Raw genomic sequence first — 26,090 nt, forward strand, 5'->3', positions numbered from 1 at the left:
AAATGAGTATATTTGCAGTATGGGATTAATCATCTTTGTTATATTTCTTTGTTCTGTTCTCTCCCTTATTTTATCTAAAGTGAAATCAGGAAAAGGTGCGGAATGGGCGAAATTATTTCGTATAGCTACACTTATTTTTTCAATATCCGTTTTCACCTATTGGTTTATTAAAAAGAGCGCCGTGGGAGTGGTTAGTAATTCTGTGGGTCTCCAGGTCGTTAATAAGCTTCCGCAGACTTTGGATTTTTATGTAATCAATGTAAATAATCCGGACAAAAATGCCACATTGGAAGCGAAGCATATTGGAAAAATCCGTCCGGAATATTACAGAATTGAATATCTTAAAATGGATAAATCTGATGAATATTGGGTAATAGGATATCTTGGTAAGAAAAATCTTGTTTATTATTCCCAGCATTCGGTTCCTAATAAAAATATAGATCAGATTGTAGAGGTGAAAAATTATATCAATCAAAGCGCAAAACTTTCTGAAATTGCCAGAAAACAAATAGACGCTTATAATTATGATAACGTAAAACTTGGAATCTGGGTAACACTTGATTTCTTGCTTTTATTCCTTAACTTGGTTTTATTAGTAAGGGTAAAGAAGTAGAGGTGATAAAAATTTAAATTATCCTTTTTAAGGATAATTTAAAATCAGCATTATTCTTTCTTTAAGTTCTTCGGGGCAATTTTTAATCAGCCTGTCTTTACTTTGATGGCTTATCTGATCAGCTTCCAGCCATTCTATGATGCCTGTACGCAGACTATTGCTGTCATATACCCTTTTTATTTTTTGATTTTCATAAAATGTGTATATATCACTAAGCGACTTATTGGTGATATCAATCTTGCAAATTTTCTTTTCCATAATTTTATTAGTTGTGCCTGGTTATATAATGGGTTATATTTCCTAATATATTAAATTATGGAAGATGAAAAGTCTTTTTATCAATAAAAAACTTTTTTACACTAATTGGTGAATTATATTTCTGAAAAATTCAAAAATTCAAAGTAAAATCTTAAAAAATACAATGAAAAAATAATGATTTACGCTCCCTAAAATAGCGTTTGCATTCCTTCATTTGCCATTTTGGGTATGTGTAGATCTGTTTTCCACTCTTCATTCATTCTTTTTATCAGGTAAGCCGATAGTAAAGGAGAGGCTTTTTCGATATTTTGATGGACAAAAAAGTACAGATTTTGAAGACCTTCTTTTTTCCATTGAGCTAGTCTTTTCAGCCAATCATCAAGTCTTTCGTAATCACTTTCTGCATTCGCTCCCACATAGCGGATGAATGCATTAGGGGTTGTAAGCCTCATATGGAGCATATCTCTCCGCCCTGCTGTGTCTACAATAATGTTGGTAATATTGTTGGCTTCAAACAGCTCGCAGGTAGTATTCAGGATATTTTCATCAGTAAACCATTCCGTATTTCGCAATTCTATTGCCAGAGGAACTTCTTTTGGCCATTCTTTCACAAACTTTTCTAACCTGTCATAATCCTTTGGTTTGAAATTATCGTGAAGCTGTAAAAATGCCATCCCTAGCTTATGATCAAAATTAAGCACTGACGTGGCAAATTGAGTCACAGGTTCTGTAACGTCAATGAGTCTTCGGAAATGAGAAACTGTATTGGTAATTTTCGGAAAGAATTTAAAATTGTCTGGAGTTTTGTCTTTCCAAGTTAATACCTGTTCCGGAGTAGGCATTCCATAAAAAGTTGCATTTAACTCTATAGAATTAAATTGAGTTGCATAATATGTCAATTCATCTTTAGTTCCTTTAGGATAAAAGCCTTTAAGGTCTGTCTTATTCCATTTTGCACAACCGATAGAGATATTTTCTAATCCTTTTTTGTTTTGCTTTAGAATTTCTTTAGTTCTCAGGTGATCTTTTGGTAAGGTAAAATCTATTTTTGATGGATCTTCTACTTGTCCGAATTTCATATTTGAGGTTTTTAGGAATTAACGATCTAACAAATATAAAACAAAACCACACAAATTTTTATGATTTTCATTAAAAAAATGGTGTGCAATAATGCTATTCCTTTATGATTTTTTTAGAAATTTCATGTTTCTCTGTTGCTATTTTTGCAGTATATATTCCTTTAGAGTAACCTGAAATATCTATACCAAGTACTGTGCTGTTAGCATTTTGATTTAATAACCTGTATTTGTCCATCACCATTAGAATCAACAACAATAGAATTTCCGTTGAAGTCTTTAGCAATTCCGTTTCCTGCTGAAGAATTTAATATTAACGCTTTAAATTTTGAATCAGCAAAATTGAGATTTTGTGTGTAAGCTAAAAAAGAAAAACTTAAACAGAAAGTAAGTAAAATCTTATACATTATTGTGTTTTTAAAATATTGTTTAGTTTTTTATTATGTTTTAAAGAGGGAGTAGTTAAAACTTATGTATGCAAAAATAATGTTTTTTGTTATCAAAAAGCGCATAGTAAAATTATTATTCAACTGAATATTAGTTATTTATGGTATGTTTCTTCGATGTGTTTTTTATATTTAAAAAAGGGTCAATGATTTTTTATGTCCTTTAAAATATTCTTTAAAATGAGACATTAATTTAATAAAATTATACAAGTTCACATTGGGTTCATCTTTAATTAAGAATGGATAGTTATTTAAATGGCTTGTTAATAAGTAGTTATATTGGATTTTGGCTGTGATGCTATATGGGGGAGTTAAGTTTTTTTTAAGGAAATATTAAACATTATGTTATATAATGTTAATTGTATGTTACCACGTTTCCTATTTCTTGCTTCTAATTTTGTCGGACAATTTAGAAGTATAAAAATATGAAGAGAAAAATTATCTGTGCTTTTGCGATTTTGTCATTCGGGTTTGCATTTTCACAGGAAACCAGCTCTAAAATTTTCGGAAGATTAAAGGGAATCACTTCTGAAGTTACTGTGAAAGTAACTCACGTTCCTACCAACAGTACCTTTGAAACTAAAAGTAACAACAAAGGTCAGTTCAGTTTAGATAACTTACAACCAGGAGGACCATATGTCATAGAGATTTCTGATGGTTCACAGGTTATCTATTCTAATGCCAATTTGCAACTTTCATTGGGAAGTAACGATTTACCGGTAGTGGAAATCAAAAACCGTGAGAAAGTAATTGATGAGGTAAAACTTACTTCTAAGAGAACCGTTGTAAAAAATGGGGTGGGAATCACCCAGGCGCAGATCTCAGGACTTCCTAATATCAACAGGGGAATCCAGGATGTGACCAAACTTGTTCCCCAAAGTGCCAACAACTCTTTTAACGGAACTAACTTCCGTTATAATAACGTGACTATTGATGGATCTATCAATAATGATGCTATCGGTTTCAGTCCGTCTTTAGGAGGTCAAACCAATACATCAGGAATGCCGGGAAGTAGTACCCGTTCCAATTCAATAAGTTTGGATGCTATCCAGGATGTTCAGGTTTATATTGCTCCGTATGATGTGAAATTAGGAAACTTTTTAGGAGGAAGTATCAATGCAGTTACCCGTAGCGGTAGTAATAATGTAGAGGGATCCCTTTATTTTTACGGACGTAATGCAGCTATTACAGGAAGAAACAGGGTAGGTGATAATTCAAAAATGCCAAGCTCTTTTCAGGATTTTATTTATGGAGGAAGAGTAGGGCTACCTGTTATAAAAGATAAGTTATTCTTATTTACAAACATGGAGTATACCAGAAGAAGAGATCCTGTTTTCTATAATGCCAATGACCCTAATGCTTTAGTCAATGAAGGAGTTGCTCAGGAAATCTCCAAATTTGTACAAGATAGATATGGCTTTAATGTAGGAAGCTATAATCAGTATACTAACTTCTCTGAGAGTGCTAAACTTTTTAATAAATTAGATTGGAAAATTAATGATAAACATACTTTATCCATTAAAAACAATACGGTATTTTCACAGGCATCCAACCTTGAAAGAGATGGGGCTAACTTCAGATTTTCCAGTATGGATTTTATCCAGAAAAATAATGCCTCAACAACCACATTGGAATTAAAAAGCCGTTTCAATGATAAATGGAATAACAATTTGGTGTTAGGCTATTCTTCTATTAATGATTACAGAGACCCGACTTCTTCTAACCCGATGTTCCCACAAGTGGAAATTGCTTACAATGGCGGAACAATCCTTTTAGGAAATGAAAGAGAGGCTACTGTATTTAACATGAAGCAGAAAACCTTCGAAATCACCAATAATCTAACGTATAAAACAGGAGTTCACACGTTCTTATTAGGAACCCATAATGAATTATATAATATCAATTATGGTTTCGTTAACGCTCTTAATGGAAGGATCTCTTACAGAACTCTTGCAGACTTCTACAACTCTACTCCTGCTAGGATAAGAGGGACGTATCCGTTTAATGGAGACAGCAGAGAAACTCTTTTCAATAACCCATATGCTCAATATAAAGCTAATCTTCTTTCCTTGTATTTCCAGGATGAAATCAACTTAGGAAAATTAAGATTATCACCAGGGGTAAGAGTAGATTACACCGATTTACCCAATAAACCACGTTTAAGTCCACAGGTTAATAATTCACCTATGGATCCAAATTATGGAAATACTTATACGTATACACCACTAAGCCAGCTTACCAATAGCTACCTTAACAAGCCAACGATTTCACCAAGATTAGGATTTACACTCGATCTTACAGATAATAGATCTGTAGTATTAAGAGGAGGTTCAGGTATTTTTGTAGGAAGGATTCCTTTTGCATGGTTAGGATATGCTTACTATAATGATGGGGTAGGTTTCGGAAGTTATGATTATAATTCGCCGACAGCTGCTCAGATTGCTGCCAACGGAGATCCTTTGATAAGTGGAAATTTTGCTAACTGGCAAAATTCTTCAAAAGTACAGGTAGACCTTATTGATAATAACTTCAAAATGCCAAAAGTTTGGAGAAGCTCATTAGGACTTGACTATACCGTGGGAGGATATAAAATGACATTAGAAGGTATTTATACCAAAGTGCTTTACGATTTGAAATTCCAGCAAGTGAATAGAAGGGATAAGGTAACGTATTACAGTTATGATGTAAATCAGGAAATGCCGATCTATTCAGGAAGCATCAATAGTAATTTTTCTAATGCTTATTTGTTATCCAACACAAAACAAGGATATAGATATAATGTAACGGCACAAGTTTCCAAAGCATATAATTTTGGATTTAACTTCTTTGTAGCCTATACTTATGGTGATGCCAAAGATATTACCAATGGTATCAGAAACTCTATGGAAAGTAACTGGCAGATGAACCAGTCTTTGACTCCTAATAATCCTCAGCTTACTACTTCTAACTTTGCGATCAAAAACAGAGTAGTTGCCAATTTGGGATATGCTTTCAATACTTCACAATCCAACAGGATATCAGCGAATGTATATTTCAATGCTCAGTCAGGAAATCCTTTTTCATGGGGGTTCATCAACGGGACGATTGCTAATTCAGGACAGGCTGCCGGACTGGCTTATATCTTCAAAGATGCCGCTGAAGCTGCCAAGTATATCGTTCCTATTAGAGATGCCGCAGGAACTGTTTTAGTGACAGCACAGCAACAGGTTGCTGATTATGAAAGTTTTATTAGTAATAATAAATATCTGAACAGTAGGAGAGGAACATTTACTCAAAGAAACGGAGATGTTACTCCGTGGAACATACAAGCTGATATCAGAATTATGGATGAAATCAGATTGAGTCAAAAATCTAAAAACAGTCTTCAGATTTCTTTAAGCATTATCAACGTTACGAATCTTTTAAATAAAGACTGGGGGAAAGTATACTTTGTACCAAATACCTTTAACTCTACGGCAAGTGTAGGCCTTACGAGAAATGGAAGTGTAGGTGCCGGACAACCTGGTGCGGGAGATCCAACTTACAACTTCAGATCTCCGGGGTTACCTTATACGATTGATCAGTTTGCATCAAGATTCCAGGCTCAGTTAGGAGTTCGATACAATTTTTAATTTTTACTTTATATATTCTTTCAAGAGTCCAGATTTTCTTTCTGGGCTTTTTTTATATATCATTCTGGATGCATTGAGATATTCTTGTAAGTTAAGTTCCTACAATGTTGTGTAACTATAGAGTGATAAAATCGCTGGTTGGCTAAATTATGAAAAGGTGTTTGTTTTTTTACATTAGTCATAGCAGCTTAAACTTGATGGGTTGAATGATTTTATATTTATCTAATTATCTAAGAGGTAGGTAAATAAATTATAGATATCGTATTTGTAAGAGTTCTATTGTAGTTATTTGCTTCGGTATTAAGGTTGTATTGACCTTCAGTACTTCCAGGTGTAATATATTTCACAATGGGGACTGTTTTTTCTCCGGTTTTAAGATATATAATACTCTTTAAATTTAAATAAGTTATAAAATTAGCTCCTCGTGCAGAGTCCAGATTTTCAATAGCATTATAAAAGATATTGTCTGTGAGGCCACTGGTAGGAAATGAGTTGGTATATGGTTTTGATAATCCTAGAAGGAGAGGTGTTTTAACATTGTTGTTGGGGTCAAAATTATTTTTCCACGGCTTAAGAAGTATGTTCATATTGACCAGGTAATACCCGGTGAAAGGCGCCGTAAATTCTCCTGTTGTTGTATTAAAGGTATTTAGTTTGTCTGTAACCTTACTGTCAAATATAAATCTTCTGATATTATTTCCCAGATCACTGCTCACGAAACTTAAATCATTTCCTGAGGGCTTCATATTGACTAATGTAATAAGCCTATTTAAAAGAAGGTCGCTTATTTTCTGGTTGAGTTCTTTTTCTTCTGTGAAAAGATGCCATCTCCCATTACTAAAAGAATAGAACCTATTTTCCAGCACATCATCTGTAGTGTCTGCAGGAGTCTCGTTATTGGCATTTACCAAATTGAATACCAATAAGCCTTCTGCCGGCTTGGGAATTGTGGTGATATCAGTGGTTCCGGATAGTGAAACCCGTGAAATTAATAGCCCTTTATGGGTTGCATTGGCATGAAGTATTGCACTTTTATCAGGGAAGTTGGTGTTTATTCCTACTTGAGAATAATGAAATAGGCTAGATAAAATGCTAAATAATAGAATTGTTTTCATATTGGCTAATTAGTGATAGGGAGATAAATAATGGTAATATTGTTTGCCTGCGCTCTGTTGTACCCTAAGCTTTCAGTTGACATAGAATAGATATTATCACCTGAAGTTGTGCCTGGGGTGATATATCTGGTTAAAAAACAAATCTTTTCGTCCTTATTCATATATATGACACCGGAGACTTTAACTGTCAGAGGCTGCTGAGCGTCTGTTACAGCATTGAGAGGTTGATTAAGAAAAGCAAATGTTGCATTTCCATTATAAGTAAATGTAGTATAGGGCTTACTTACGCCTAGCCTTACAATATTGGTTGTATTTTGAGACTGATAGCTCTTTAAAAGAATTGAAGCGTCTATCTGATAATAACCGTTTTTAGGTGCTTTGAATTCTGAGTTTATAGCATCGTAAGTATTATTTCTGTCAAAGACTTTATTAGTGAAGAAAAGCTTTCTGATATTGGCTCCTAAATCATTTCCTGCATAGGAAACATCATTTCCACTCGAAGAAGCATTGGCTACTACTTGTAATTGAGTGACACCAAGACCTTCAATGGCATCATTGAGTACGGTATCAGTTACCAAAAGCTTCCATGAGTTATCCGCTGAGGAAAAAGTATAAAAATTATTTGCAATTACCTGATTATTGGTATTGGTAGAAGAGTTTGAGTTTGATAAATTATAGACCAATAAGCCATTTGCCGGATTGGGTATTGTGATAAGATCTGTTTTGTTTACCAGATTGACCCGTGGGATCAGTAACCCTTTATTAGAATGCCGAATATCCAATACGGCACTAGGATCTGGAGTGGTTGTGTTAATACCTACTTGTGCGTAGGTCTGCATTCCACATAAAAGAAATGCGTAAATAATTAATGTTTTCATCCTTGTAGTGTAATTAAATTAATAATTAACGGTAAATATATTTGTTTTATAACTGAAATGTTTGAGCTGAAAACTAGATGTATTTGTCTTTATTTCAATTATTTAGGATGTTTTAGTTACATATATTTTATACGGATAATAAATTGATAATAATATATATTTATACTTGAGGTATTTAATCTATATTAAGTTTTCATTAATTTTTATTTTACAACAAAAAAAGCACGTTAAAAACGTGCTTCATATATAAATTGTTTATTATTTGTAGTCTAAGCTTCGCAGCTTGAACATGATACAAAGTTCACCATCATTTCTTTAGATACTGATGAGCTTCTCTGATAATATAATGTTTTTACTCCTTTTTTCCATGCTTCAATATACAGGTAATTAACATCCTTTACAGGCATTGTAGATGGAATCTGTAAATTCAAAGATTGTGCCTGATCAATATACTGCTGTCTTTGAGCTGCCTGAGAAATGATCTCCATTGGAGATATTTCTTTGAAGGTTTTAAATACTGCTTTTTCTTCGTCAGTCAATTCAGTTAAGTGCTGTACGGAACCATGATTCAACATAATTGTTCTCCATGTCTCTTCGTTATCCAATCCTTTTTCTTCCAACAATTTTGCCAAATACTTGTTTTTACGCATAAAGTTTCCTTTAGCCAGACCTGCTTTATAATAATTAGATGCAAAAGGCTCAATTCCAGGAGAAGTTTGTCCTAAAATAGCAGAACTTGAAGTGGTAGGAGCAATAGCCATTGTAGTTGTATTTCTCAACCCGTAACCTTTTAATAATTCAGGCTCTCCATAGATATTGGCTAATTCTCTCGATGCTTGCTCAGATTGTTCTTTAATATGTTTGAAAGCTCTTGCATTGAACTGAGTCGCTTCAAAACTTTCAAACGGGATCATATTTTTCTGTAAATAAGAGTGGTATCCTAAAACTCCTAATCCAAGAGCTCTGTGACGCATTGCGAAGTTTCTTGCTCCCTGTAAATAGTAGTTACCTTCTGTTTTATCAATAAACTCAGTTAAAACAGCATCCAGGAAGTATACAGCTAATTTTACAGCATCAGTATCTTTCCATTCGTCATATAATTCCAGGTTCATGGAAGATAAACAACAGATAAATGATTCCTCTCTTGTAGAAGGAAGCATGATTTCAGAACAAAGGTTACTTGCATTAACCGTTAATCCTAAATCTTTATAAACCTGTGGCTTATTTCTGTTTACATTATCTGTAAAGAAAATATATGGAAGACCTTTTTGCTGACGGCTTTCTAAAACTCTTGCCCAGATCTTACGTTTCTCCATATCTCCATCGATCATATCCTGCATCCAATAGTCAGGAACACAGATCCCTGTAAATAAATTCTGGATAGGGCTTCCGATATCTTTGATAGATAAAAATTCTTCAATATCTCCGTGGTCGATGTCCAGATAAGCAGCAAATGCTCCTCTTCTTACACCTCCCTGTGAAACCACATCCATTGCAGTATCAAATAGTTTCATGAAAGAAACAGCTCCTGAAGACTTCCCGTTATCAGTTACTGCAGTACCTCTGTTACGAAGCTCTCCGAAATATCCTGAAGTTCCACCTCCGATTTTTGTCTGCATGATGACCTCACCCATTTTATGAGTAATTCCTTCAATGCTGTCCGGAATGTGAACATTGAAACAAGAGATAGGCAATCCTCTTTGCGTTCCCATGTTAGCCCAAACCGGAGAAGAAAAACTGATCCACCCTTTAGTGATCATTTCTTTGAAAGCCGGCTGTAGCTCAGGTTTGTATAATTTTTTAGCAGCAGCTGTGGTAATTCTGTCGATGGCACCATCTACAGTTTCCCCTTTTAACAGATATCCTCTGTTTAGCATTTGCTCTGACTCCTCATTGAGCCACCATATATTAGTATTTTGTTCCTCCATAGCTGTTATATTTTCGAATTCCCGGGTCTTTTATCGACACGGGAATTTTGTGTTATTAAATTGTTTGTAAAAATTCTACTTTGTGGGAGTTGTTCAATCCACTTTCATCTCTTAATCTTTGAAATTCTTTAAAAGATGGGGTATTCAAAACCTCATGCTGTACCTCTTCATTGATATAGTTGGAATAATGTAAAAAAGTAATACCATCTTCTTTCAGATATATTTTATACTCAAAAGTAGACTGATCGAGTTTCTTGAAATCATCCAGAAAAATGCGGATATTTGCTTTGTTTTCTTGAACAAACTCAGGTTTTACGGTATAGGTTACAATTACATTAATCATCTTTTGTGTTGGTATTTAATGGTCATCCTGAAGAATAAAGAACTTTGATTTATTCGGAAGTTCTTTTATGTATTCAAACAAGAATAAGATTGTATCATTTTTTCTGCCCGATTAAAACAAATCGTTTGCAGTAATACTCTTATCGTGTTTCGTATAATCTACAGGTCTTTTAGCAAAGAAATCATCCATAGAGTTAGCGAAAACTTCCTCTTCAAACCATTTCATTGGACGATATTGCTCAGGAGAGATGTTGTAACGTGTATCCATATTGATCTTCTTTAAACTGTCATCAACACGATATTTCATGAAGTTTAGTAAATCTTCTTTTGAAAATACACTCAATTCTCCTAGTTCGAAGATCCAATCCAGGATTTCACCTTCCAGTTCCACAGACTGATCCACTAAAGTATAAATGTCTTCAATGTCAGAATCCGTTAATAGGTCAGGTTGTTCCTCGCGAATCTTATTAATTAAATAAATTCCTGCATTCGCATGAATCTGCTCATCTACCGAAGTCCAAGCGATAATGTTGGAAACATTCTTCATATATCCTTTAAATCTGGTAAAAGACAGAATAATGGCGAACTGTGAGAAAAGGGATACATTTTCAATCAGGATACTGAATAATAAAAGAGAAGAAACATATTCTTTTGGCGTAGAAGAATTGGCGTGCTTAAGAACATTTGACAAAAAGTCAATTCTCTTTTTCACGGCAGGAACTTCTATAACATTTGTAAATTCTTCATTATATCCTAATACTTCTACTAATCGGGAATAGGCTTCAGAGTGGCGGAATTCACATTCTGCAAAAGTAGCTCCAAGACCATTGAATTCAGGTTTAGGTAGATGATTATATAGGTTTCCCCAGAATGTCTTTACAGACACCTCGATCTGTGCAATTGCCAAAAGTGCATTTTTCACAGAGTTTTTTTCGTGTGGCTCCAACTGCGAATGAAAATCCTGAACATCTGCAGTAAAGTCCACTTCCGAATGTACCCAAAACGATTTGTTAATCGCTTCTACAAATTGAAGAACCTCAGGATATTCAAATGCCTTATAACTTACTCTTTTATCAAAAATTCCCATATTAAAAATGTGTTTAAATTAAAATAATTACATCACTGTGGATAAAATTCAAAGAATAAATAACATCTTGATTTGTTGGAACTTATATTTGAAAGTTTTTCACAAGAAAAGTGTTTTTATTTTTTGCTAGTGCGAAGCACAAAGTTCGAAAAAAAGAACTGATTTAAAAAGGGGTAAATACTAATTGATTGACTTTTAACCTTAAAAGTTTTCCACATTTACATGAAACCACCGTTGATATTGGTTTATACAGAATTATAAGGCAAAAATAAATATTTTTAATAAGTTACAGTTAAACATGCATTCCTAAAATACTATAAATAAAATGAAAAAGTATTAAACGCCAAAAAATATTAATAAATTTTTATTCTTGTAACAAATCGAAAATATCTTCTACTTATTGAGTACAAAAACAGCAACCACTTAATGTTAGTAATTCAGGATTTACATAAATCATACGATACGGGGAAAAGTAAACTGCACGTTCTCAAGGGAATTAATCTTAATATTTCTGAAGGTGAGTTTGTTTCCATTATGGGAAGTTCCGGTTCCGGGAAGTCTACACTCCTTAATATTATAGGTATTCTGGATGAAAAAGATTCAGGGACCTATGAGTTGGATAAGGTTCCTATCGAGCATTTATCCGAAGTAAAAGCGGCAGAATACAGAAGTAAGTTTCTGGGATTTATTTTTCAGTCTTTTAACTTGATCGGATATAAAACGGCTTTAGATAATGTTGCTCTTCCTTTATATTATCAGAATGTACCCAGGAAAGAACGTAATCAAATAGCAATGGAATATTTGGAAAAAGTAGGCCTTGCTCAATGGGCTACCCATCTCCCTAATGAACTTTCGGGTGGACAAAAGCAGAGAGTAGCTATTGCAAGAGCTTTGATTACCAATCCTAAAGTTGTATTAGCTGATGAACCTACGGGTGCTTTAGACTCAAAGACAACACATGATATTATGAAGCTTCTTCAGGATATTAATAATGAAGGGAAGACTATTATTGTGGTTACCCATGAACCTGACGTTGCAGCACAAACCAAAAGAAATGTCATTTTAAAAGACGGAATTATTGAAAGTGATGAATTTATCAAGCAGGTTGTTTTATAAATGGATTTGCAGAAGTGTAAAGAGCATTTAGCCTTAAGTTATTAAATATCTAAATCTATTAAATTATGTTTGACCTGGATCGTTGGCAGGAAATATTCAGTTCCATTCGCAGTAATGTATTGCGAACGGTACTTTCCGGATTTACGGTAGCATTGGGCTTATTTATCTTTATTGTTCTTTTTGGTATAGGAACAGGACTTCAGAATGCTTTTTCTGAAGGGTTTGCAGGAGATGCTAAAAATCTGATTACCATTTATACTGGGAAGACTACTTTAGCCTATAAAGGATTACAATCTGATAGGGATGTTACAATGAATAATGATGATTATGATTTTCTGATCAATACAGATAAGGAAAAAGTAGGAGCAGCCAGTCCTAGATATTCCGCTAATTTAATGGTGAAATACGGAAAAGAAAGTGGAACTTATCAGATACATGGTGCAGAACCAGGAGAACAAATTATTGAGAACAGAAAAATTATTGATGGCCGTTATATCAATCCTTTTGATTTGCAAAGAAAACAAAATGTAGCAGTCATTGGAAGAATGGTTCAAAGAGACTTGATCAAAAATGGAAGTTCCATAGGAAAAGAGCTGGATATTAATGGAACCATGTTTAAAGTAATAGGTGTATTTTCAGATGATGGCGGAGATAGGGATGAAAGACATATTACAGTTCCGATTACGACCTTACAACAGATGAAAAAAGGGTCTGATACTGTGAATATAGCCTATATCTCATACAGTGATAAGTTGACCCCTGAGCAAGCGATTAAATATGGTGATGAATTGAAAGACAAATTAAAAGTAAGAAAAAATGTTTCTCCTGATGATGAAAACGGAGTCCGTGTTTGGAATAACGCTAAAAATATGAATGACACATTTACATTTATGGCAGTTCTTACAGCAATTGTAGGGTTTATTGGATTGGGAACTTTGTTAGCTGGAATTATTGGAATCAGTAACATTATGGTTTACATCGTAAAAGAAAGAACTAGAGAAATTGGTGTAAGGAAAGCTATTGGTGCTAAGCCACGAAGTATTGTCACTTTAATTGTGCAGGAAAGTGTTGTTATTACAGTTATTTCAGGATGTGTAGGAGTGGGAATTGGGGTTTTGACTTTAAATCTAATTGGAGGGAGTCTTGAAGAATTTTTTATTAAAAACCCAAGTGTGGGATGGGGAGCAATTTTTATGGCTTTCATTGCATTGGTTTTTTCCGGATTGATTGCTGGATTTGTTCCGGCTTACCGAGCATCGAAGATTAAGCCAATTGAAGCATTAAGAACAGAATAAACATTAAAGACTAGTAAATAGGGCCAAGTTTTAGCAATTTCACCCTTTTGCTCTTTTGTAAGTATTAATATAATTTATAATTAGAAGACGTGAATATCATATTTAAAAAAGATACCTGGCAGGAGATTTATTATTCGTTAAGAAATAATAAACTCCGGACATTTCTTACTATGATTGGAGTAGGCTGGGGAATGTTTTTGTACGTAAGTCTTCTTGGTGCAGCAAAAGGGATGGAGAATGGTTTTGATAAATTATTTTCTGGTTTTGCTACCAATTCGATTTTCCTTTGGGCACAAAAGACCTCAATTCCATATGAGGGATTTCCTAAAGGAAGAGAGGTTCATCTTTACTTGTCAGATATGGAAATGTTGAAAAGAAAGGTTACAGGTGTAGATTATATATCACCACAAAATGCGAGAGGAAGTTTTACAGGAACACCTGGAGAGTCCATTTCAAGAAACGGTAAAAAAGGAACTTATTCACTTACTGGAGATTATTCGGTAGGGAATAAAATTTCAGAAAAGAAGCTTATTTTCGGTCGTTACATCAATGATGCAGATGTTTCAGGTAATAAAAATGTAGTGGTGATCGGAGAAGAGATTTATAAGAATTTTTTTGATTCCAAGAAAAAAGAAGATCCTATTGGGCAATCAATTAACATCAAAGGATTATTTTTTAATGTAATTGGTGTTTTCAGGGTGAAAAAAGGTGGTGGTTGGGAAAATGATCAAACTGCTTTTATTCCCCTATCTACATATACTAAAATGTATAATGCTGGAGATCAGATTGATATGTTTGCTATTGTAAGTCAACCTAGTGCTAATTTGTCTTCGGTAGAAGAAGATGTAAAACAGGTACTAAAGAATAAGAATAAAATCTCTCCTGAAGATACCAATGCTTTTGGTAGTTTCAATTTAGGGAAAGAGTTTAAAAAAGTGACCGGTTTTCTTACAGGAATGCAACTTTTGACTATTATTGTTGGAACACTAACGATCCTTGCAGGAGTAATTGCGATTTCCAATATCTTATTGATTACGGTAAAAGAAAGAACTAAAGAAATAGGTATCAGGAGAGCGTTGGGGGCAAAACCATCCGAAGTAAGAAACCAGATATTATTGGAAAGTGTTGTAATCACTCTTTCATCTGGCTTACTTGGCTTTCTTTTTGGAATTTTTGTATTAATGATTTTAAATGCAGCAACACAAGGGCAAGATGCATTTCCCTTCTATAACCCAACGGTGAATTATGGAAATGTATTTGCAGCTATGGGAGTAATGGTCATTTTAGGACTGATTATTGGAATGATCCCGGCTCAGAGAGCTGTGAAAATAAGGCCTATTGAAGCATTGAGAAGTGAATAATTGTGACATTATATTAAAACCATTTAAATAAAAAATAAACTAGATATATGAAAAAGAAATTCACTTGGAAAAAAGCCATTTATATACTGTTAGGGCTTTTATTTGCAGTGGCATTGTTCTCAGGGATTGGCTATATGATAAAATCTAACTCTAAAGAGAATGAAGCATTCCTTACCCGAAAACCTACGATCCAAAATATGGATGATAAAGTTATGGCTACGGGGAAAATTACCCCAAAAGAAGAAATTGAAATCAAACCCAATATTACTGGGATTATTGATAAAATTTTAGTGAAAGAAGGTGATAAAGTAGAGGTGGGGCAATTGGTTGCTACAGTGAGAATTGTTCCTAGTATTTCTGAGGTAAATGCTGCACAACAAGAAGTTCAAAATGCACAACTTCAAATCAATAATTCTCAAATGAATGTTGGAAATGTGCAGAAACAGTATGAGATGCAAGAGAGGCTTTATAAGCAAGGAGTAATCTCTAAACAAGATTATCTTAATTCACAGCAACAATTGTTTACTCAGCAGCAAAATCTTAAAAATGCTCAACAGCAGTTAAATACAGCTCAAAAAAGATTGCAGATTGCAAAAACGGGTGCCACTCCTGAACTTCAAGGGCAAGGATTGGCTACTACACAAATCCGTTCCAAGGCTTCAGGAACTGTTCTTGAAGTTCCTGTAAAAAAGGGAAGTCAGGTTATTGAAGCAAATAACTTCAATGCCGGTACAACCATATGTTCAGTAGCAGATTTAAACTCTTTGATCTTTAAAGGAGAAATTGATGAAGCTCAAGCTGGAAAACTGCAAGAAGGTATGGGTATGAATATTGTGATTGGCGCTCTACAAAATAAAACTTTCCCCGGAAAGTTAACCATGATTGCTCCAAAGGGGAAGGATAATTTAGGAACAATAAAATTCCCAGTTGAGGGTGATGTTAGTAATCCTAATAATGAATATATCAGAGCTGGATTCTCAGCCAATGGAGAAATTGTATTGAATTCTCAGAAAAATGCTTTACTGCTTGACGAATCATTGGTACAGTATGAAAAAAGCAATGGTAAGGACAGGTCTTTCGTTGAGGTTAAGCAGCCCGATGGAAAATTTAAGAAAGTGTATGTAAAATTGGGTGCCAGTGATGGTATTAATGTGCAGATTCTTTCCGGGATTACTAAAGACTCTGAAATAAAAGTATGGAACCCTTCCGATAAAGATAAGGAAGAGCTTAAAGAAAAGACAAAATAATAAACTAAATAGATATATTTATCTGAAATCCCGGGAACTTTTTCTCGGGATTTTTTTATTGCAATTAAGTTGCATTATTGGATTTTGTTTTATCTTTGTGTGATAATTATTTTAGAAATTATGAAGGATAGAATATTTGATACCATTATTATAGGAGGAAGTTATGCTGGACTTTCTGCAGCGATGGCTTTAGGAAGGGCTTTAAGACAAGTTCTGATTATTGATAGTGGGAAACCTTGTAACAAGCAAACTCCACACTCCCATAATTTTCTGACACAGGATGGGAAAACTCCTATGGAAATCAGTAACACAGCGAAGGAGCAGGTCCAAAAATATGAAAGCATACAATTTTATGATGGATCTGTTATTAGGATTATAAAAAATAATGAAAGATTTCAGGTCGAAACTGAATCCGGGCAAAACTTTAATGCTAAAAAACTGATAATTGCTACGGGAATTAAAGATGTACTTGCTGATATTCCGGGATTTGATAAGTGTTGGGGGATTTCAGTTCTTCATTGCCCTTACTGCCACGGATACGAAGTGAAATATGAAAAAACAGGTATACTTGGAAACGGAGATTTAGCGTATGAGTTTTCTAAAATGATTTCACATTGGACAAAAGAGTTTACATTATTTACGAACGGGAAATCAAATTTTAATGAGGATCAGATAGTAAAATTAGAAGAAAAAGGAATAAAGATCAATGAAAGTGAAATTGAACAATTCGAACATCATAATGGGAATATCCAAAATGTAGTTTTTAAAGACGGAAGCAAAAATCAGGTAAAGGCTGTTTATGCAAAGATTCCATTTGAACAGAATTTGAATTTCGAAGAAGACCTTGGAATTGAAATGACGGAGTCAGGCCATATTAAAACAGATGCCTTTTATAAAACGAATGTATATGGAGTCTATGCGTGTGGTGATAGTTCGTCAATGATGCGGTCTGTAGCCAATGCTGTGGCTTCAGGAAATACTGTTGGAGCAATGGTAAACAAAGAACTTATTGATGAAGTATTTTAAAGCGAAAATATTGAGATTTTATTCAAAAAATCATATTTGTCATTAACAAAATCTAAAGGGAAATTCCGTACATTTGGGGGAGACAATCTCAAAAATTTAAAGTAAATGGATATTATTTTCGACCTAATTGAAAAGGAAAGACAAAGACAAACCCACGGATTAGAGCTTATTGCTTCAGAAAATTTTGTTTCTGACAATGTGATGAAGGCAATGGGAAGTGTATTGACAAATAAGTATGCAGAAGGGTACCCTGGTAAAAGATATTATGGCGGGTGTGAAGTAGTAGATGAGGTCGAAACATTGGCAATAAACAGGGCAAAAGAGCTTTTCGGAGTAGATTATGTAAATGTTCAGCCCCATTCAGGTTCTCAGGCAAATGCAGCTATTTACCTTGCAGTATTGAAGCCTGGAGATAAAATCATGGGAATGGATCTTTCAATGGGAGGGCATTTAACTCATGGATCTGCCGTTAACTTTTCGGGGATTCAATACAATGTTGTTTCTTATGGAGTGCAGCAGGAAACTGGTTTGATCGATTATGATCAAATGAGAGAGGTTGCTCTTAGAGAAAGACCTAAAATGCTGATTGCTGGTTTTTCAGCATATTCCAGAGATTTAGATTATGCAAAATTCAGAGATGTTGCTGACGAAATCGGAGCGACTCTTTGGGCAGATATTGCGCATCCTGCAGGTTTAGTCGCTAAAGGATTATTAAACTCTCCTTTCGAATATTGCCATGTAGTAACAACAACTACTCATAAAACATTAAGAGGGCCTAGAGGTGGAATGATTATGATGGGAAAAGACTTCGAAAATACATATGGACACAAAACTCCAAAAGGTGAAACGAAAATGATGAGCCAGGTTTTGGATGGTGCTGTTTTCCCAGGTATTCAAGGTGGACCGCTTGAGCATGTTATTGCTGGTAAAGCAATTGCCTTTGGAGAAGCTTTAGATACTCAATTTGAAACCTATGCGAAGCAAGTTAAATCTAATGCCCAGGCTTTGGCAAAGGCTATGATCAACCGTGGGTTTGATATTGTAAGTGGAGGAACAGATAATCACCTGATGCTTGTAGACCTTAGAAATAAAGGAGTGAACGGGAAAGAAACCGAGAAAGCATTAGTATTGGCAGATATCACATGTAACAAGAATATGGTACCTTTTGATGATAAATCACCTTTTACTACTTCAGGAATCAGATTAGGAACGGCAGCAATTACTACAAGAGGATTAAAAGAAAATGATATGGAAACCATTTCAGAATTAATTTCGGAAGTTGTTGACAATATTAAAAATGAAGAAGTGCTTACGTCTGTGAGAAAGAAAGTCAATGAATTAATGGAAGGGAAAGCATTGTTTAATTATTAATTGATATTGAAACTTAAATAATAGGAGAATGAGCAATAGCTCATTCTTTCTTTTTTGTATTATGGAAAAGAAATCTTTTACTTTTGAAGAAATCAAACAAAAGTTAGTTAATTACTGTGTTTATCAGGATCGATGTCATGCGGAAGTTGAGCAGAAAATGAGAGAATTCATGCTTATTCCCGAGGCAAAAGAAGAGATATTTTTATACTTGCTGCAGGAGAATTATCTAAATGAAGAAAGATTTACAAGAAGTTATATCAGAGGTAAATTTTATATAAAGCACTGGGGGCGAAATAAAATAAGGATGAATCTTAAACAAAAGCAGATTTCGGAAAAATTAATTAATACCTGTTTTGACGAAATAGATGAATCGGATTATTTTAATGCTGTTGAAAAAGCATTTGAAGATTACTACACTAAACAGAAGGGATTAAAAGAGTACCAAAAAAAATCAAAAACTATAAAATATCTGATAGGAAAAGGTTTTGAATATGATATTATTCTTCAGGTTATAGAAAATTAATATACTTTTAATTTATGTAAAATAAGTTTTAGATTAAAAAAAATATTTTTGCAGATACTAAAATATATATAATTGTTTTTTGCATTTAACGGAAAGAAAGGTGTTGAATATCCTTGTTGTTTACGAAGTATATAATTTATATTAAGCACTTTTTTTATTATAAGCCTTTTATATGTAATATTTTATATTATTTGATTAAAAAAAAATTAAAATTGGAGATGTGAAATATATAAAGTGGCATGAAAAATGCATGTGGTCTTAAATATTTCTCTTTTGAGATTTATATATTTAAAAAAATGAAAATACTTTATGAATAAGTGAAATAAAATATAAATTATATATTGTATTATTACTATAAATAGTGATAATTAAAAGGAAATTTTTTTATATCTGGAAGTAGATAACATATAAAAACAAATTAATTATACCATTTTAAATTATGAATATTATCTATTACCTTTGCCAAGCTAATAAAATCACTTAATGTTGATGAAAAAGTTGCGTGACGCTTTTGATGCTCTTTACAATGGAGATAACATTGTGAAAATCACTAAATTAAGATATATACCAAGGTGGTTGGTTATCCTAATTGATATTTTAATTATTTTATTTTCTATATTACTTTCTCGTTTATTCTTGAAGAATTTAGAAGTTAAAGTCAATTTTCCGGAATATACTCTCCAAAAAAGATTGGTTCTTATTGGGACTAATATTCTATTTATGTATGTCTTTAAAACCTATGCAGGAATTATAAGACATTCAACTTTTTTTGATTTTTTTAAAATCATACTATCCTCCGGATGTACACTTCTTACTCTTTTAGTGATCAATTATATCTCGGAATTAACACTGGATAAGTCGTTGTATTTATATCCTAATCTTTTCTTGTATTTCCTTATCTCAGTTTCTATAATGTTCTTTTTTAGAATGATAACTAAGCAATTTTTTAGCATTCTAATAGACTTTAAGGGAGCTTCATCTAAAGTAAGGGTTGCTGTTGTGGGGGTGGGAGAAGCTTCTGTAGCCTTGGCCAGAGCTATTATGCATAATCCTAATTATCCATATCGATTGGAGGGATTTCTTACAGGGAGATCCGATTCTAACAGAGCATTATTATTAGGATATAAAATATATAACAAAAACCATTTCTTCAAAAACGATAAATTAATAAAGCAATTTGATGCTGTTCTATTAATTAAGGAAATTATGGGAAAGCAGGAAATCGAAGAATGGATGACTTTGGCTTTGGATAATGGACTAAAGGTGCTAAAAGCCCCTACGCTCAGTAAAATGAGGGATAGTGATTTAGTCGGTGGAATTAGTCAGCTTCAGATTGAAGATTTATTGAATCGTAAGCCGATCAAAATAGAAAGTGAGGATGTAAGAAAAAGACATTTCCAAAAAAATGTTTTAGTAACTGGAGGAGCTGGCTCTATTGGTAGTGAAATTGTGAGGCAAGTATCACAATTCAATCCTTCACTTATTGTAGTACTTGATCAGGCAGAATCTCCTTTATATGAATTGGAATTGGAGTTATTAGAGAAGTTCCCAGATCAAAAATTTAAGTTCGTTCTGGCAGATATTTCTAATAGATATAGATTGGAAAAAGTTTTTGAAGATTATGAATTTTCAATGGTTTATCATGCTGCAGCTTACAAACATGTACCCTTAATAGAAGAAAATCCACATGAGGCTATTTTTGTGAATGTTTTAGGAACGAAAAACTTAGCTTTATTATCTAAAAAATATAAGGTAAATCGTTTTGTAATGGTTTCTACAGACAAGGCTGTAAACCCAACCAATGTAATGGGTGCATCTAAAAGAACTGCAGAATTATTTGTACAATCTTTACAGAATTCACCAGGGAATACCACTAAATTTATTACAACACGTTTCGGAAATGTTTTAGGTTCTAATGGTTCTGTTATCCCTCATTTTAGAAAACAAATAGAGAAAGGGGGACCTGTGACAATTACTCACCCCGATATTATCCGTTATTTTATGACTATTCCCGAAGCATGTGAATTGGTCCTTCAAGCAGGAACGATGGGGAATGGGGGGGAGATTTATGTATTTGATATGGGAGAACCTGTTAAAATCCTTGATCTTGCAAGAAGAATGATCAAATTATCGGGTTATACCCCAGATGTAGATATCAAAATTACTTTTATAGGTTTAAGACCGGGAGAAAAACTTTACGAAGAACTTTTGAGTAATAATACAGTCACTATTCCTACACACCATGAGAAAATTTTAATTTCAAGAGATCCTTTAATGGAATTCGCAGAAGTTGACCTCTTGAGTAAACAAATTATTATTGCAGCAGTAAAAAGAAATAAGTTACAAGTAGTTAGGATACTGAAAAAAATAGTTCCTGAATTTATAAGTAATAACTCAGAATTTGAAGTTTTAGATAATGAAATTATTGAAGCTCCTGAAGCTCCTGAGATTAAAAATTTCATCTCTGAAAACTAAATTAAAGAAGATGTTGGGTTTAAATAGTTTCTGTTAAACAAATAATTAAATTGAAATAAATAGTATAAAATCGTAAATATAGTAAATATTTGATGTTTAAGATAAATATTTTACAATTTTATCAATAACAAGCATTCGCGGGCATGTTTAAAAACATAGTTGGTGTAAAAATAATTATCCTATTTTTGTGAAAAATTTATCAAAAAAATGAATTGGAAGTATTTTATCTATGGTGCTATAAGTCTAATGATAGTTTCTTGCGGGAGTAGGCAGGAAATCAATTATATGAAAGATATTGATAGTATTGCACTGGAAAATTCGATAAAAAACAGCCGGGTTGATTTTCAGCCTGGTGATCAGTTGATTATCAGTGTCTCTGCTAAAGATATGGAGGTAGTTAAACCATTTAATCAAAATTATTCTTCCAGTACTACTACTACGCAATATTCAATACCGAGTTCCAATAGCCTTCCACAACAAGTTCCGGTTTCAGGCCCTACTTATACTGTAGATACTAATGGAGATATTATTTTCCCTCAGATAGGAGCAATTAGCACTAAAAATGAAAATATTGAAACATTACGTACTAAATTAACAGATCTTCTTAGAGAGTATGTTAAAAATCCAATTGTTGACGTTAGGCTTATCAATTTTAAAGTTTCTGTTCTTGGAGAGGTTACTAAGCCAGGAACTTACGTAATTCCTGATGGAAACACTACATTATTAGGAGCTCTAGGCTTGGCCGGAGATCTTACTCCTTTCGGGGTTAGGAATAATATCTTAGTTGTTAGAAATACGGATGGACAGATTAACAAAGAAAGAATAGATCTTACAAGTGCTAATTTTATCAACTCTCCTTATTATTATCTTAAGCAAAATGACGTTGTTTATGTTCAGCCTAATCCAAATAGAGAAAAAGCAGCAAGGGTAGATCCAAATACTGGACTATATATTTCAGTAGCTTCGGTAATTGCCTCAATAACAGTAGGTATATTAGCTCTAATAAAAAAATAATAAAGAAATAAAACGATATCAAGGCTAACTTTTCAAGAAGATTAGTACAATATCATAAATAATAAAATCATAAATAATAAAAAAATCAAAGGGAATTAATATTTAATTATAGTACAAATATCGTAAGCTTTAATAAAGCGTTAACTCCTTAGACTTAAGTAAAATCATGAACAAAACTATTATTACATATCTTATACTGTTAGCGTTTGTTTTTTTATCATGCAAACCTAAACAGAATATGGTATATATGTCGCAACATAATATGGAACAAGAAATTGCTCAGGCAAAGTTTCAAGGGCTTCATATCCAGGAAAGTGATGTCCTCTTAATTCTTGTTTCTGCACTTGATGAAAATGCTGTAAAACCATTTAACCTTAATACGGTAAACCGTGTAGGTAGTGAAGCTCCTAATGGAGTAAATCAGTATGTACAGCCGAGTGAATATTTGGTTAATGAAGAAGGATATATTAATTTTCCTGTATTAGGAAATGTTTATGCAAAAGGAATGACTCAAGTGCAATTGAAAAATGATCTTGAATCTCGTTTGAAAAGATATCTTACAGATCCTTTGGTAACGATCACTCTGAAGAATTTTAATGTAAGTGTTTTAGGAGAGGTGAAAAATCCAGGACAAAAGGAAAGTGCAACACAAAAATTAAATATTTTCCAGGCACTTAGTCTTGCTGGAGATATGACAGATTTTGGAAATCGTACTAAAGTTAAGCTTATTCGTACTGGAGACGACGGGACTGATCAGGTTATTAATTTGGATATGTCAAGGTCAGATATCGTTAATTCACCCTATTACTATATGAAACAAAATGATGTACTTTATGTAGAGCCTGATCAAAATAAACAAATACAGGCAAACTCAAATCCTAACAGAGCCCTCACATTTCAGATTATTGGTTCTGTGTTAACGGCTGCGGCTATTGTAATTTCTTTAACTCGATAAATTAAGGTATGCAGCAGATAGAACTTCAGGAAAATGAGGAAACCTTAAACTTAAGGAAGGTTATTGGGAAATATATTAATAAATGGCCATGGTTTATTGGATTTATACTACTCTTTTTGATTGGTGCATATGTATATCTTAGATATTCTATACCTCAATATCAATCAATAACAACACTCAAATTTGATAAAAAGCAAAATGATATTACTGGTGCTTTGGCAGATCTTGATAATCTGGGCTTAGGGCTAGGTAATGCGGATGAATTGAAAAGTGAAGTGGCCGTAGTTACTTCAAGGCCAATTCTAATGAAAGTTGTTGAAAATCTTAATTTAAGTGTCCAGTATTATAATTCTGGAGAGATTAAAGATTCTGAATTATTTACCAAAATACCCATTACGGCTAAGGTTATTTCTTATAATGATAATAAAAAATTTATTTCTTCAGAATATATTGTAAAGGAGGTCAATGGGAATGATTTCACTTTAGGAAGTGATGAAAAAGGAGATGTTAAGGGTAGTTTCAATAAAGCTTTAAAACTGGACTTTGGAATTGTAGTTTTGCAAAAAATTCCAGGACTGACATTTCGCTCAAAATATAAGATTGTTTTTTGGAATCCTCTGGAAAAAGTTAAAGCATTAGAAAATAAAATTCAGGTTAATTTACCTGATCAGAAAGCTATGCTGATGGATATTAATATTGTAGGGACAATTCCTGAAAAATCAGAGGCTATCCTAAATGAGGTAACTAAACAGTATAATCTGGATGGTCTTAAAGATAAAAATTTGCAAGCTCAAAATACTCAAGAATTTATAGATAAGAGACTGGAGGTTATTACCCGGGACCTTTCAGGAGTAGAAAACCAAAAAGAGGATTTTCAGAATAAGAATCGTATTGTTGATCTACAGGCACAGGCTGAATTAGCACTTCAAAATACTAGTGATAATACGAAAGCTCTTCTTCAACAACAAACTCAACTTGATTTGCTAAATTCATTGCAAACAGAGGCATCGAAAGGTAGTAACCAACTTATGCCTTCAAATCTTGGACTTAACCTTTCTTTGGAACAAGCAATTTCGCAATATAATACATTACTTATCAGCAGAAATAAAACATTGAAGCAAGCAACAAATGAAAATCCAGCTATAGTGGAAATGAATAAAGAAATTGCTTCATTGAAGGAAATTGTTAGAGATAATATTCGTCAACAGAAATCAACGGTACAAGCATCAATAGCTCAAATAAATAATCAAATTTCATCGAGCACGGGAATGATAAATAAAGTTCCTGGCCAGTCCAAGATTTATAGAGGGATTGAACGACAACAAAATCTTAAAGAACAACTTTTTCTCTTTCTTTTACAAAAGAGAGAGGAGAATGCAATCAATTTATCAGTAAATGTTCCTAAAGCAAAAATTGTAAATCCTGCATTTACTGAAGATATTCCAGTTTCACCTAAGAAAAGTTTAATTATTTTGGGTGCTATACTATTGGGGATACTTTGTCCTTTTGCAATATTTTACTTTTTCTTTATGTGGGACGATAAAATATATAGCCGTTATGATATAACCGAGCGTACATCACTAGGTGTTTTAGCTGATATACCTTCATTAAAGAATGAACAGAGTCATTTGGTACAGAAAAATGATTTTTCAGAATTAGCGGAGGCATTCAGGGTATTAGTTTCCAATTTAAAATTTATACTACCTTCTAAAAATTCAGCTAAAGTTGTTATGGTAACTTCTTCCGTAAAGGGTGAGGGGAAAACTTTGGTTTCTGTTAACTTAGCACTTACATTAGGTAATAAAAATGGGAGATCACTTCTTATTGGTTCGGATATTAGAAATCCTCAGATTCAGAGGTATGATAATGAGCCAATAAAGAGAAAAGGGCTTACCGAATATTTGTATGATGATTCCACTGATGTTGAAGAACTTATTCATACATCAGATACTAATCCTAATTGTGATGTTATCTATGCTGGAAGTATTCCTCCAAACCCTCAGGAATTGTTATCAAATGGTAGGTATCAAAAGCTTATTGAGCAGATGGTTAATAATTATGCTTATGTTGTTATAGATTCAGCTCCATTGATGTTGGTTTCAGATACTCTCAATATTGCAGATACCGCTGATGCGACGTTATATGTTGTGAGATCAGGAGTTTCCAGAAATATATTAATAGATTTTGCTAATGGATTGGTAAAGGAGTCAAAGTTATCAAATGTTTCGTTTGTACTTAATGACGTCTCTAAAAATGCAGGTGGATATGGCTACGGTAATAATTACGGTTATGGTTATGGCTACTCGAGTGAGAAAAAGAAAAAATGGTGGCAAAAAATATTTAAATCATAGAA

Annotated in this window: 22 protein-coding genes; 13 read left to right on the top strand and 9 right to left on the bottom strand. The window is 33.4% G+C overall.

Annotated features, from left to right (window positions below):
• The first annotated feature begins 19 nt into the window (after positions 1-19).
• On the top strand, positions 20-613 hold the full coding sequence (locus CJF12_RS18725) for a hypothetical protein (RefSeq protein WP_034682560.1): 594 nt from the start codon (positions 20-22) through the stop codon (positions 611-613).
• 27 nt (positions 614-640) lie between these two features.
• Here the strand turns inward: CJF12_RS18725 and CJF12_RS18730 are convergent, their stop codons facing one another.
• From CJF12_RS18730 to CJF12_RS18745, 4 genes are all read right to left on the bottom strand, one after another.
• Positions 641-871: a hypothetical protein gene (locus CJF12_RS18730; protein WP_034682561.1), complete on the bottom strand. Its 231-nt coding sequence runs from the start codon at positions 869-871 to the stop codon at positions 641-643.
• A gap of 188 nt (positions 872-1,059) precedes the next feature.
• Positions 1,060-1,950 (bottom strand): DUF72 domain-containing protein, encoded by an 891-nt coding sequence (locus tag CJF12_RS18735; protein WP_034682562.1) that lies wholly within the window; start codon positions 1,948-1,950, stop codon positions 1,060-1,062.
• A 94-nt stretch (positions 1,951-2,044) separates the two neighbouring features.
• Positions 2,045-2,191, bottom strand: a complete 147-nt coding sequence (locus CJF12_RS20520) for a T9SS type A sorting domain-containing protein (RefSeq protein WP_084675609.1) — start codon at positions 2,189-2,191, stop codon at positions 2,045-2,047.
• Positions 2,151-2,354 (bottom strand): hypothetical protein, encoded by a 204-nt coding sequence (locus CJF12_RS18745; protein WP_034682563.1) that lies wholly within the window; start codon positions 2,352-2,354, stop codon positions 2,151-2,153. Before CJF12_RS18745 ends, CJF12_RS20520 begins: the two co-directional genes overlap by 41 nt.
• Positions 2,355-2,818: 464 nt before the next feature.
• Here CJF12_RS18745 and CJF12_RS18750 point away from each other — a divergent pair, with 464 nt between their 5' ends.
• Positions 2,819-6,004: a TonB-dependent receptor gene (locus CJF12_RS18750; RefSeq protein ID WP_034682564.1), complete on the top strand. Its 3,186-nt coding sequence runs from the start codon at positions 2,819-2,821 to the stop codon at positions 6,002-6,004.
• Between the two features lie 230 nt (positions 6,005-6,234).
• Here the strand turns inward: CJF12_RS18750 and CJF12_RS18755 are convergent, their stop codons facing one another.
• From CJF12_RS18755 to CJF12_RS18775, 5 genes are all read right to left on the bottom strand, one after another.
• The gene (locus CJF12_RS18755) at positions 6,235-7,119 is read right to left on the bottom strand and encodes a hypothetical protein (protein ID WP_034682565.1); all 885 of its coding nucleotides are present in this window, start codon (positions 7,117-7,119) and stop codon (positions 6,235-6,237) included.
• Between the two features lie 5 nt (positions 7,120-7,124).
• A complete protein-coding gene (locus CJF12_RS18760; RefSeq protein ID WP_051887210.1) occupies positions 7,125-7,997 on the bottom strand; it encodes a hypothetical protein in 873 nt (290 codons plus the stop codon).
• A gap of 269 nt (positions 7,998-8,266) precedes the next feature.
• Positions 8,267-9,925 carry a ribonucleoside-diphosphate reductase subunit alpha gene (locus CJF12_RS18765; protein ID WP_034682566.1) on the bottom strand — a complete coding sequence of 553 codons (1,659 nt, stop codon included), beginning with the start codon at positions 9,923-9,925 and terminating at the stop codon, positions 8,267-8,269.
• Positions 9,926-9,980: 55 nt separating this feature from the next.
• Entirely contained in the window at positions 9,981-10,268 is a 288-nt protein-coding gene (locus CJF12_RS18770) for a hypothetical protein (RefSeq protein WP_034682567.1), read from the bottom strand.
• A gap of 111 nt (positions 10,269-10,379) precedes the next feature.
• Positions 10,380-11,354: a ribonucleotide-diphosphate reductase subunit beta gene (locus tag CJF12_RS18775; RefSeq protein ID WP_034682568.1), complete on the bottom strand. Its 975-nt coding sequence runs from the start codon at positions 11,352-11,354 to the stop codon at positions 10,380-10,382.
• 426 nt (positions 11,355-11,780) lie between these two features.
• Between CJF12_RS18775 and CJF12_RS18780 the strand changes: the two genes are divergently transcribed.
• From CJF12_RS18780 to CJF12_RS18830, 11 genes are all read left to right on the top strand, one after another.
• Complete coding sequence (locus CJF12_RS18780) at positions 11,781-12,470, top strand: ABC transporter ATP-binding protein (RefSeq protein ID WP_034682569.1); 690 nt, start codon at positions 11,781-11,783, stop codon at positions 12,468-12,470.
• 65 nt (positions 12,471-12,535) lie between these two features.
• On the top strand, positions 12,536-13,765 hold the full coding sequence (locus CJF12_RS18785; RefSeq protein WP_034682570.1) for an ABC transporter permease: 1,230 nt from the start codon (positions 12,536-12,538) through the stop codon (positions 13,763-13,765).
• 89 nt (positions 13,766-13,854) lie between these two features.
• The gene (locus CJF12_RS18790) at positions 13,855-15,126 is read left to right on the top strand and encodes an ABC transporter permease (protein WP_034682571.1); all 1,272 of its coding nucleotides are present in this window, start codon (positions 13,855-13,857) and stop codon (positions 15,124-15,126) included.
• A 47-nt stretch (positions 15,127-15,173) separates the two neighbouring features.
• Entirely contained in the window at positions 15,174-16,373 is a 1,200-nt protein-coding gene (locus CJF12_RS18795) for an efflux RND transporter periplasmic adaptor subunit (protein ID WP_034682572.1), read from the top strand.
• Positions 16,374-16,493: 120 nt separating this feature from the next.
• Entirely contained in the window at positions 16,494-17,399 is a 906-nt protein-coding gene (locus CJF12_RS18800; protein ID WP_034682573.1) for an NAD(P)/FAD-dependent oxidoreductase, read from the top strand.
• 105 nt (positions 17,400-17,504) lie between these two features.
• Positions 17,505-18,770 carry a serine hydroxymethyltransferase gene (gene glyA, locus CJF12_RS18805; protein ID WP_034682574.1) on the top strand — a complete coding sequence of 422 codons (1,266 nt, stop codon included), beginning with the start codon at positions 17,505-17,507 and terminating at the stop codon, positions 18,768-18,770.
• Between the two features lie 61 nt (positions 18,771-18,831).
• Positions 18,832-19,293, top strand: coding sequence for a regulatory protein RecX (locus tag CJF12_RS18810; RefSeq protein WP_034682575.1), 462 nt, complete (start codon positions 18,832-18,834; stop codon positions 19,291-19,293).
• A gap of 489 nt (positions 19,294-19,782) precedes the next feature.
• The gene (locus CJF12_RS18815) at positions 19,783-21,768 is read left to right on the top strand and encodes a polysaccharide biosynthesis protein (protein WP_084675612.1); all 1,986 of its coding nucleotides are present in this window, start codon (positions 19,783-19,785) and stop codon (positions 21,766-21,768) included.
• 207 nt (positions 21,769-21,975) lie between these two features.
• Complete coding sequence (locus CJF12_RS18820) at positions 21,976-22,782, top strand: polysaccharide biosynthesis/export family protein (protein ID WP_034682576.1); 807 nt, start codon at positions 21,976-21,978, stop codon at positions 22,780-22,782.
• Between the two features lie 262 nt (positions 22,783-23,044).
• Positions 23,045-23,737 (top strand): polysaccharide biosynthesis/export family protein, encoded by a 693-nt coding sequence (locus CJF12_RS18825; protein WP_228423515.1) that lies wholly within the window; start codon positions 23,045-23,047, stop codon positions 23,735-23,737.
• A gap of 8 nt (positions 23,738-23,745) precedes the next feature.
• Positions 23,746-26,088: a GumC family protein gene (locus CJF12_RS18830; RefSeq protein ID WP_034682578.1), complete on the top strand. Its 2,343-nt coding sequence runs from the start codon at positions 23,746-23,748 to the stop codon at positions 26,086-26,088.
• Positions 26,089-26,090: the final 2 nt, after the last annotated feature.

The sequence above is a fragment of the Chryseobacterium piperi genome (assembly GCF_002285635.2).
GTDB lineage: Bacteria > Bacteroidota > Bacteroidia > Flavobacteriales > Weeksellaceae > Chryseobacterium > Chryseobacterium piperi.

Excerpts from the sequence above, each read along its gene's own strand:
- CJF12_RS18825 (WP_228423515.1), top strand. The coding sequence starts at position 23,045 with ATGGAACAAGAAATTGCTCAGGCAAAGTTTCAAGGGCTTCATATCCAG.
- CJF12_RS18820 (WP_034682576.1), top strand. The coding sequence starts at position 21,976 with ATGAATTGGAAGTATTTTATCTATGGTGCTATAAGTCTAATGATAGTT.
- CJF12_RS18810 (WP_034682575.1), top strand. The coding sequence starts at position 18,832 with ATGGAAAAGAAATCTTTTACTTTTGAAGAAATCAAACAAAAGTTAGTT.
- CJF12_RS18730 (WP_034682561.1), bottom strand. The coding sequence starts at position 871 with ATGGAAAAGAAAATTTGCAAGATTGATATCACCAATAAGTCGCTTAGT.
- CJF12_RS18765 (WP_034682566.1), bottom strand. The coding sequence starts at position 9,925 with ATGGAGGAACAAAATACTAATATATGGTGGCTCAATGAGGAGTCAGAG.
- CJF12_RS18795 (WP_034682572.1), top strand. The coding sequence starts at position 15,174 with ATGAAAAAGAAATTCACTTGGAAAAAAGCCATTTATATACTGTTAGGG.
- CJF12_RS18755 (WP_034682565.1), bottom strand. The coding sequence starts at position 7,119 with ATGAAAACAATTCTATTATTTAGCATTTTATCTAGCCTATTTCATTAT.
- CJF12_RS18725 (WP_034682560.1), top strand. The coding sequence starts at position 20 with ATGGGATTAATCATCTTTGTTATATTTCTTTGTTCTGTTCTCTCCCTT.
- CJF12_RS18800 (WP_034682573.1), top strand. The coding sequence starts at position 16,494 with ATGAAGGATAGAATATTTGATACCATTATTATAGGAGGAAGTTATGCT.
- CJF12_RS18735 (WP_034682562.1), bottom strand. The coding sequence starts at position 1,950 with ATGAAATTCGGACAAGTAGAAGATCCATCAAAAATAGATTTTACCTTA.
- CJF12_RS20520 (WP_084675609.1), bottom strand. The coding sequence starts at position 2,191 with ATGGTGATGGACAAATACAGGTTATTAAATCAAAATGCTAACAGCACA.
- CJF12_RS18775 (WP_034682568.1), bottom strand. The coding sequence starts at position 11,354 with ATGGGAATTTTTGATAAAAGAGTAAGTTATAAGGCATTTGAATATCCT.
- CJF12_RS18750 (WP_034682564.1), top strand. The coding sequence starts at position 2,819 with ATGAAGAGAAAAATTATCTGTGCTTTTGCGATTTTGTCATTCGGGTTT.
- CJF12_RS18745 (WP_034682563.1), bottom strand. The coding sequence starts at position 2,354 with ATGTATAAGATTTTACTTACTTTCTGTTTAAGTTTTTCTTTTTTAGCT.
- CJF12_RS18770 (WP_034682567.1), bottom strand. The coding sequence starts at position 10,268 with ATGATTAATGTAATTGTAACCTATACCGTAAAACCTGAGTTTGTTCAA.
- CJF12_RS18815 (WP_084675612.1), top strand. The coding sequence starts at position 19,783 with ATGAAAAAGTTGCGTGACGCTTTTGATGCTCTTTACAATGGAGATAAC.
- CJF12_RS18830 (WP_034682578.1), top strand. The coding sequence starts at position 23,746 with ATGCAGCAGATAGAACTTCAGGAAAATGAGGAAACCTTAAACTTAAGG.
- CJF12_RS18760 (WP_051887210.1), bottom strand. The coding sequence starts at position 7,997 with ATGAAAACATTAATTATTTACGCATTTCTTTTATGTGGAATGCAGACC.
- glyA (WP_034682574.1), top strand. The coding sequence starts at position 17,505 with ATGGATATTATTTTCGACCTAATTGAAAAGGAAAGACAAAGACAAACC.
- CJF12_RS18785 (WP_034682570.1), top strand. The coding sequence starts at position 12,536 with ATGTTTGACCTGGATCGTTGGCAGGAAATATTCAGTTCCATTCGCAGT.
- CJF12_RS18780 (WP_034682569.1), top strand. The coding sequence starts at position 11,781 with ATGTTAGTAATTCAGGATTTACATAAATCATACGATACGGGGAAAAGT.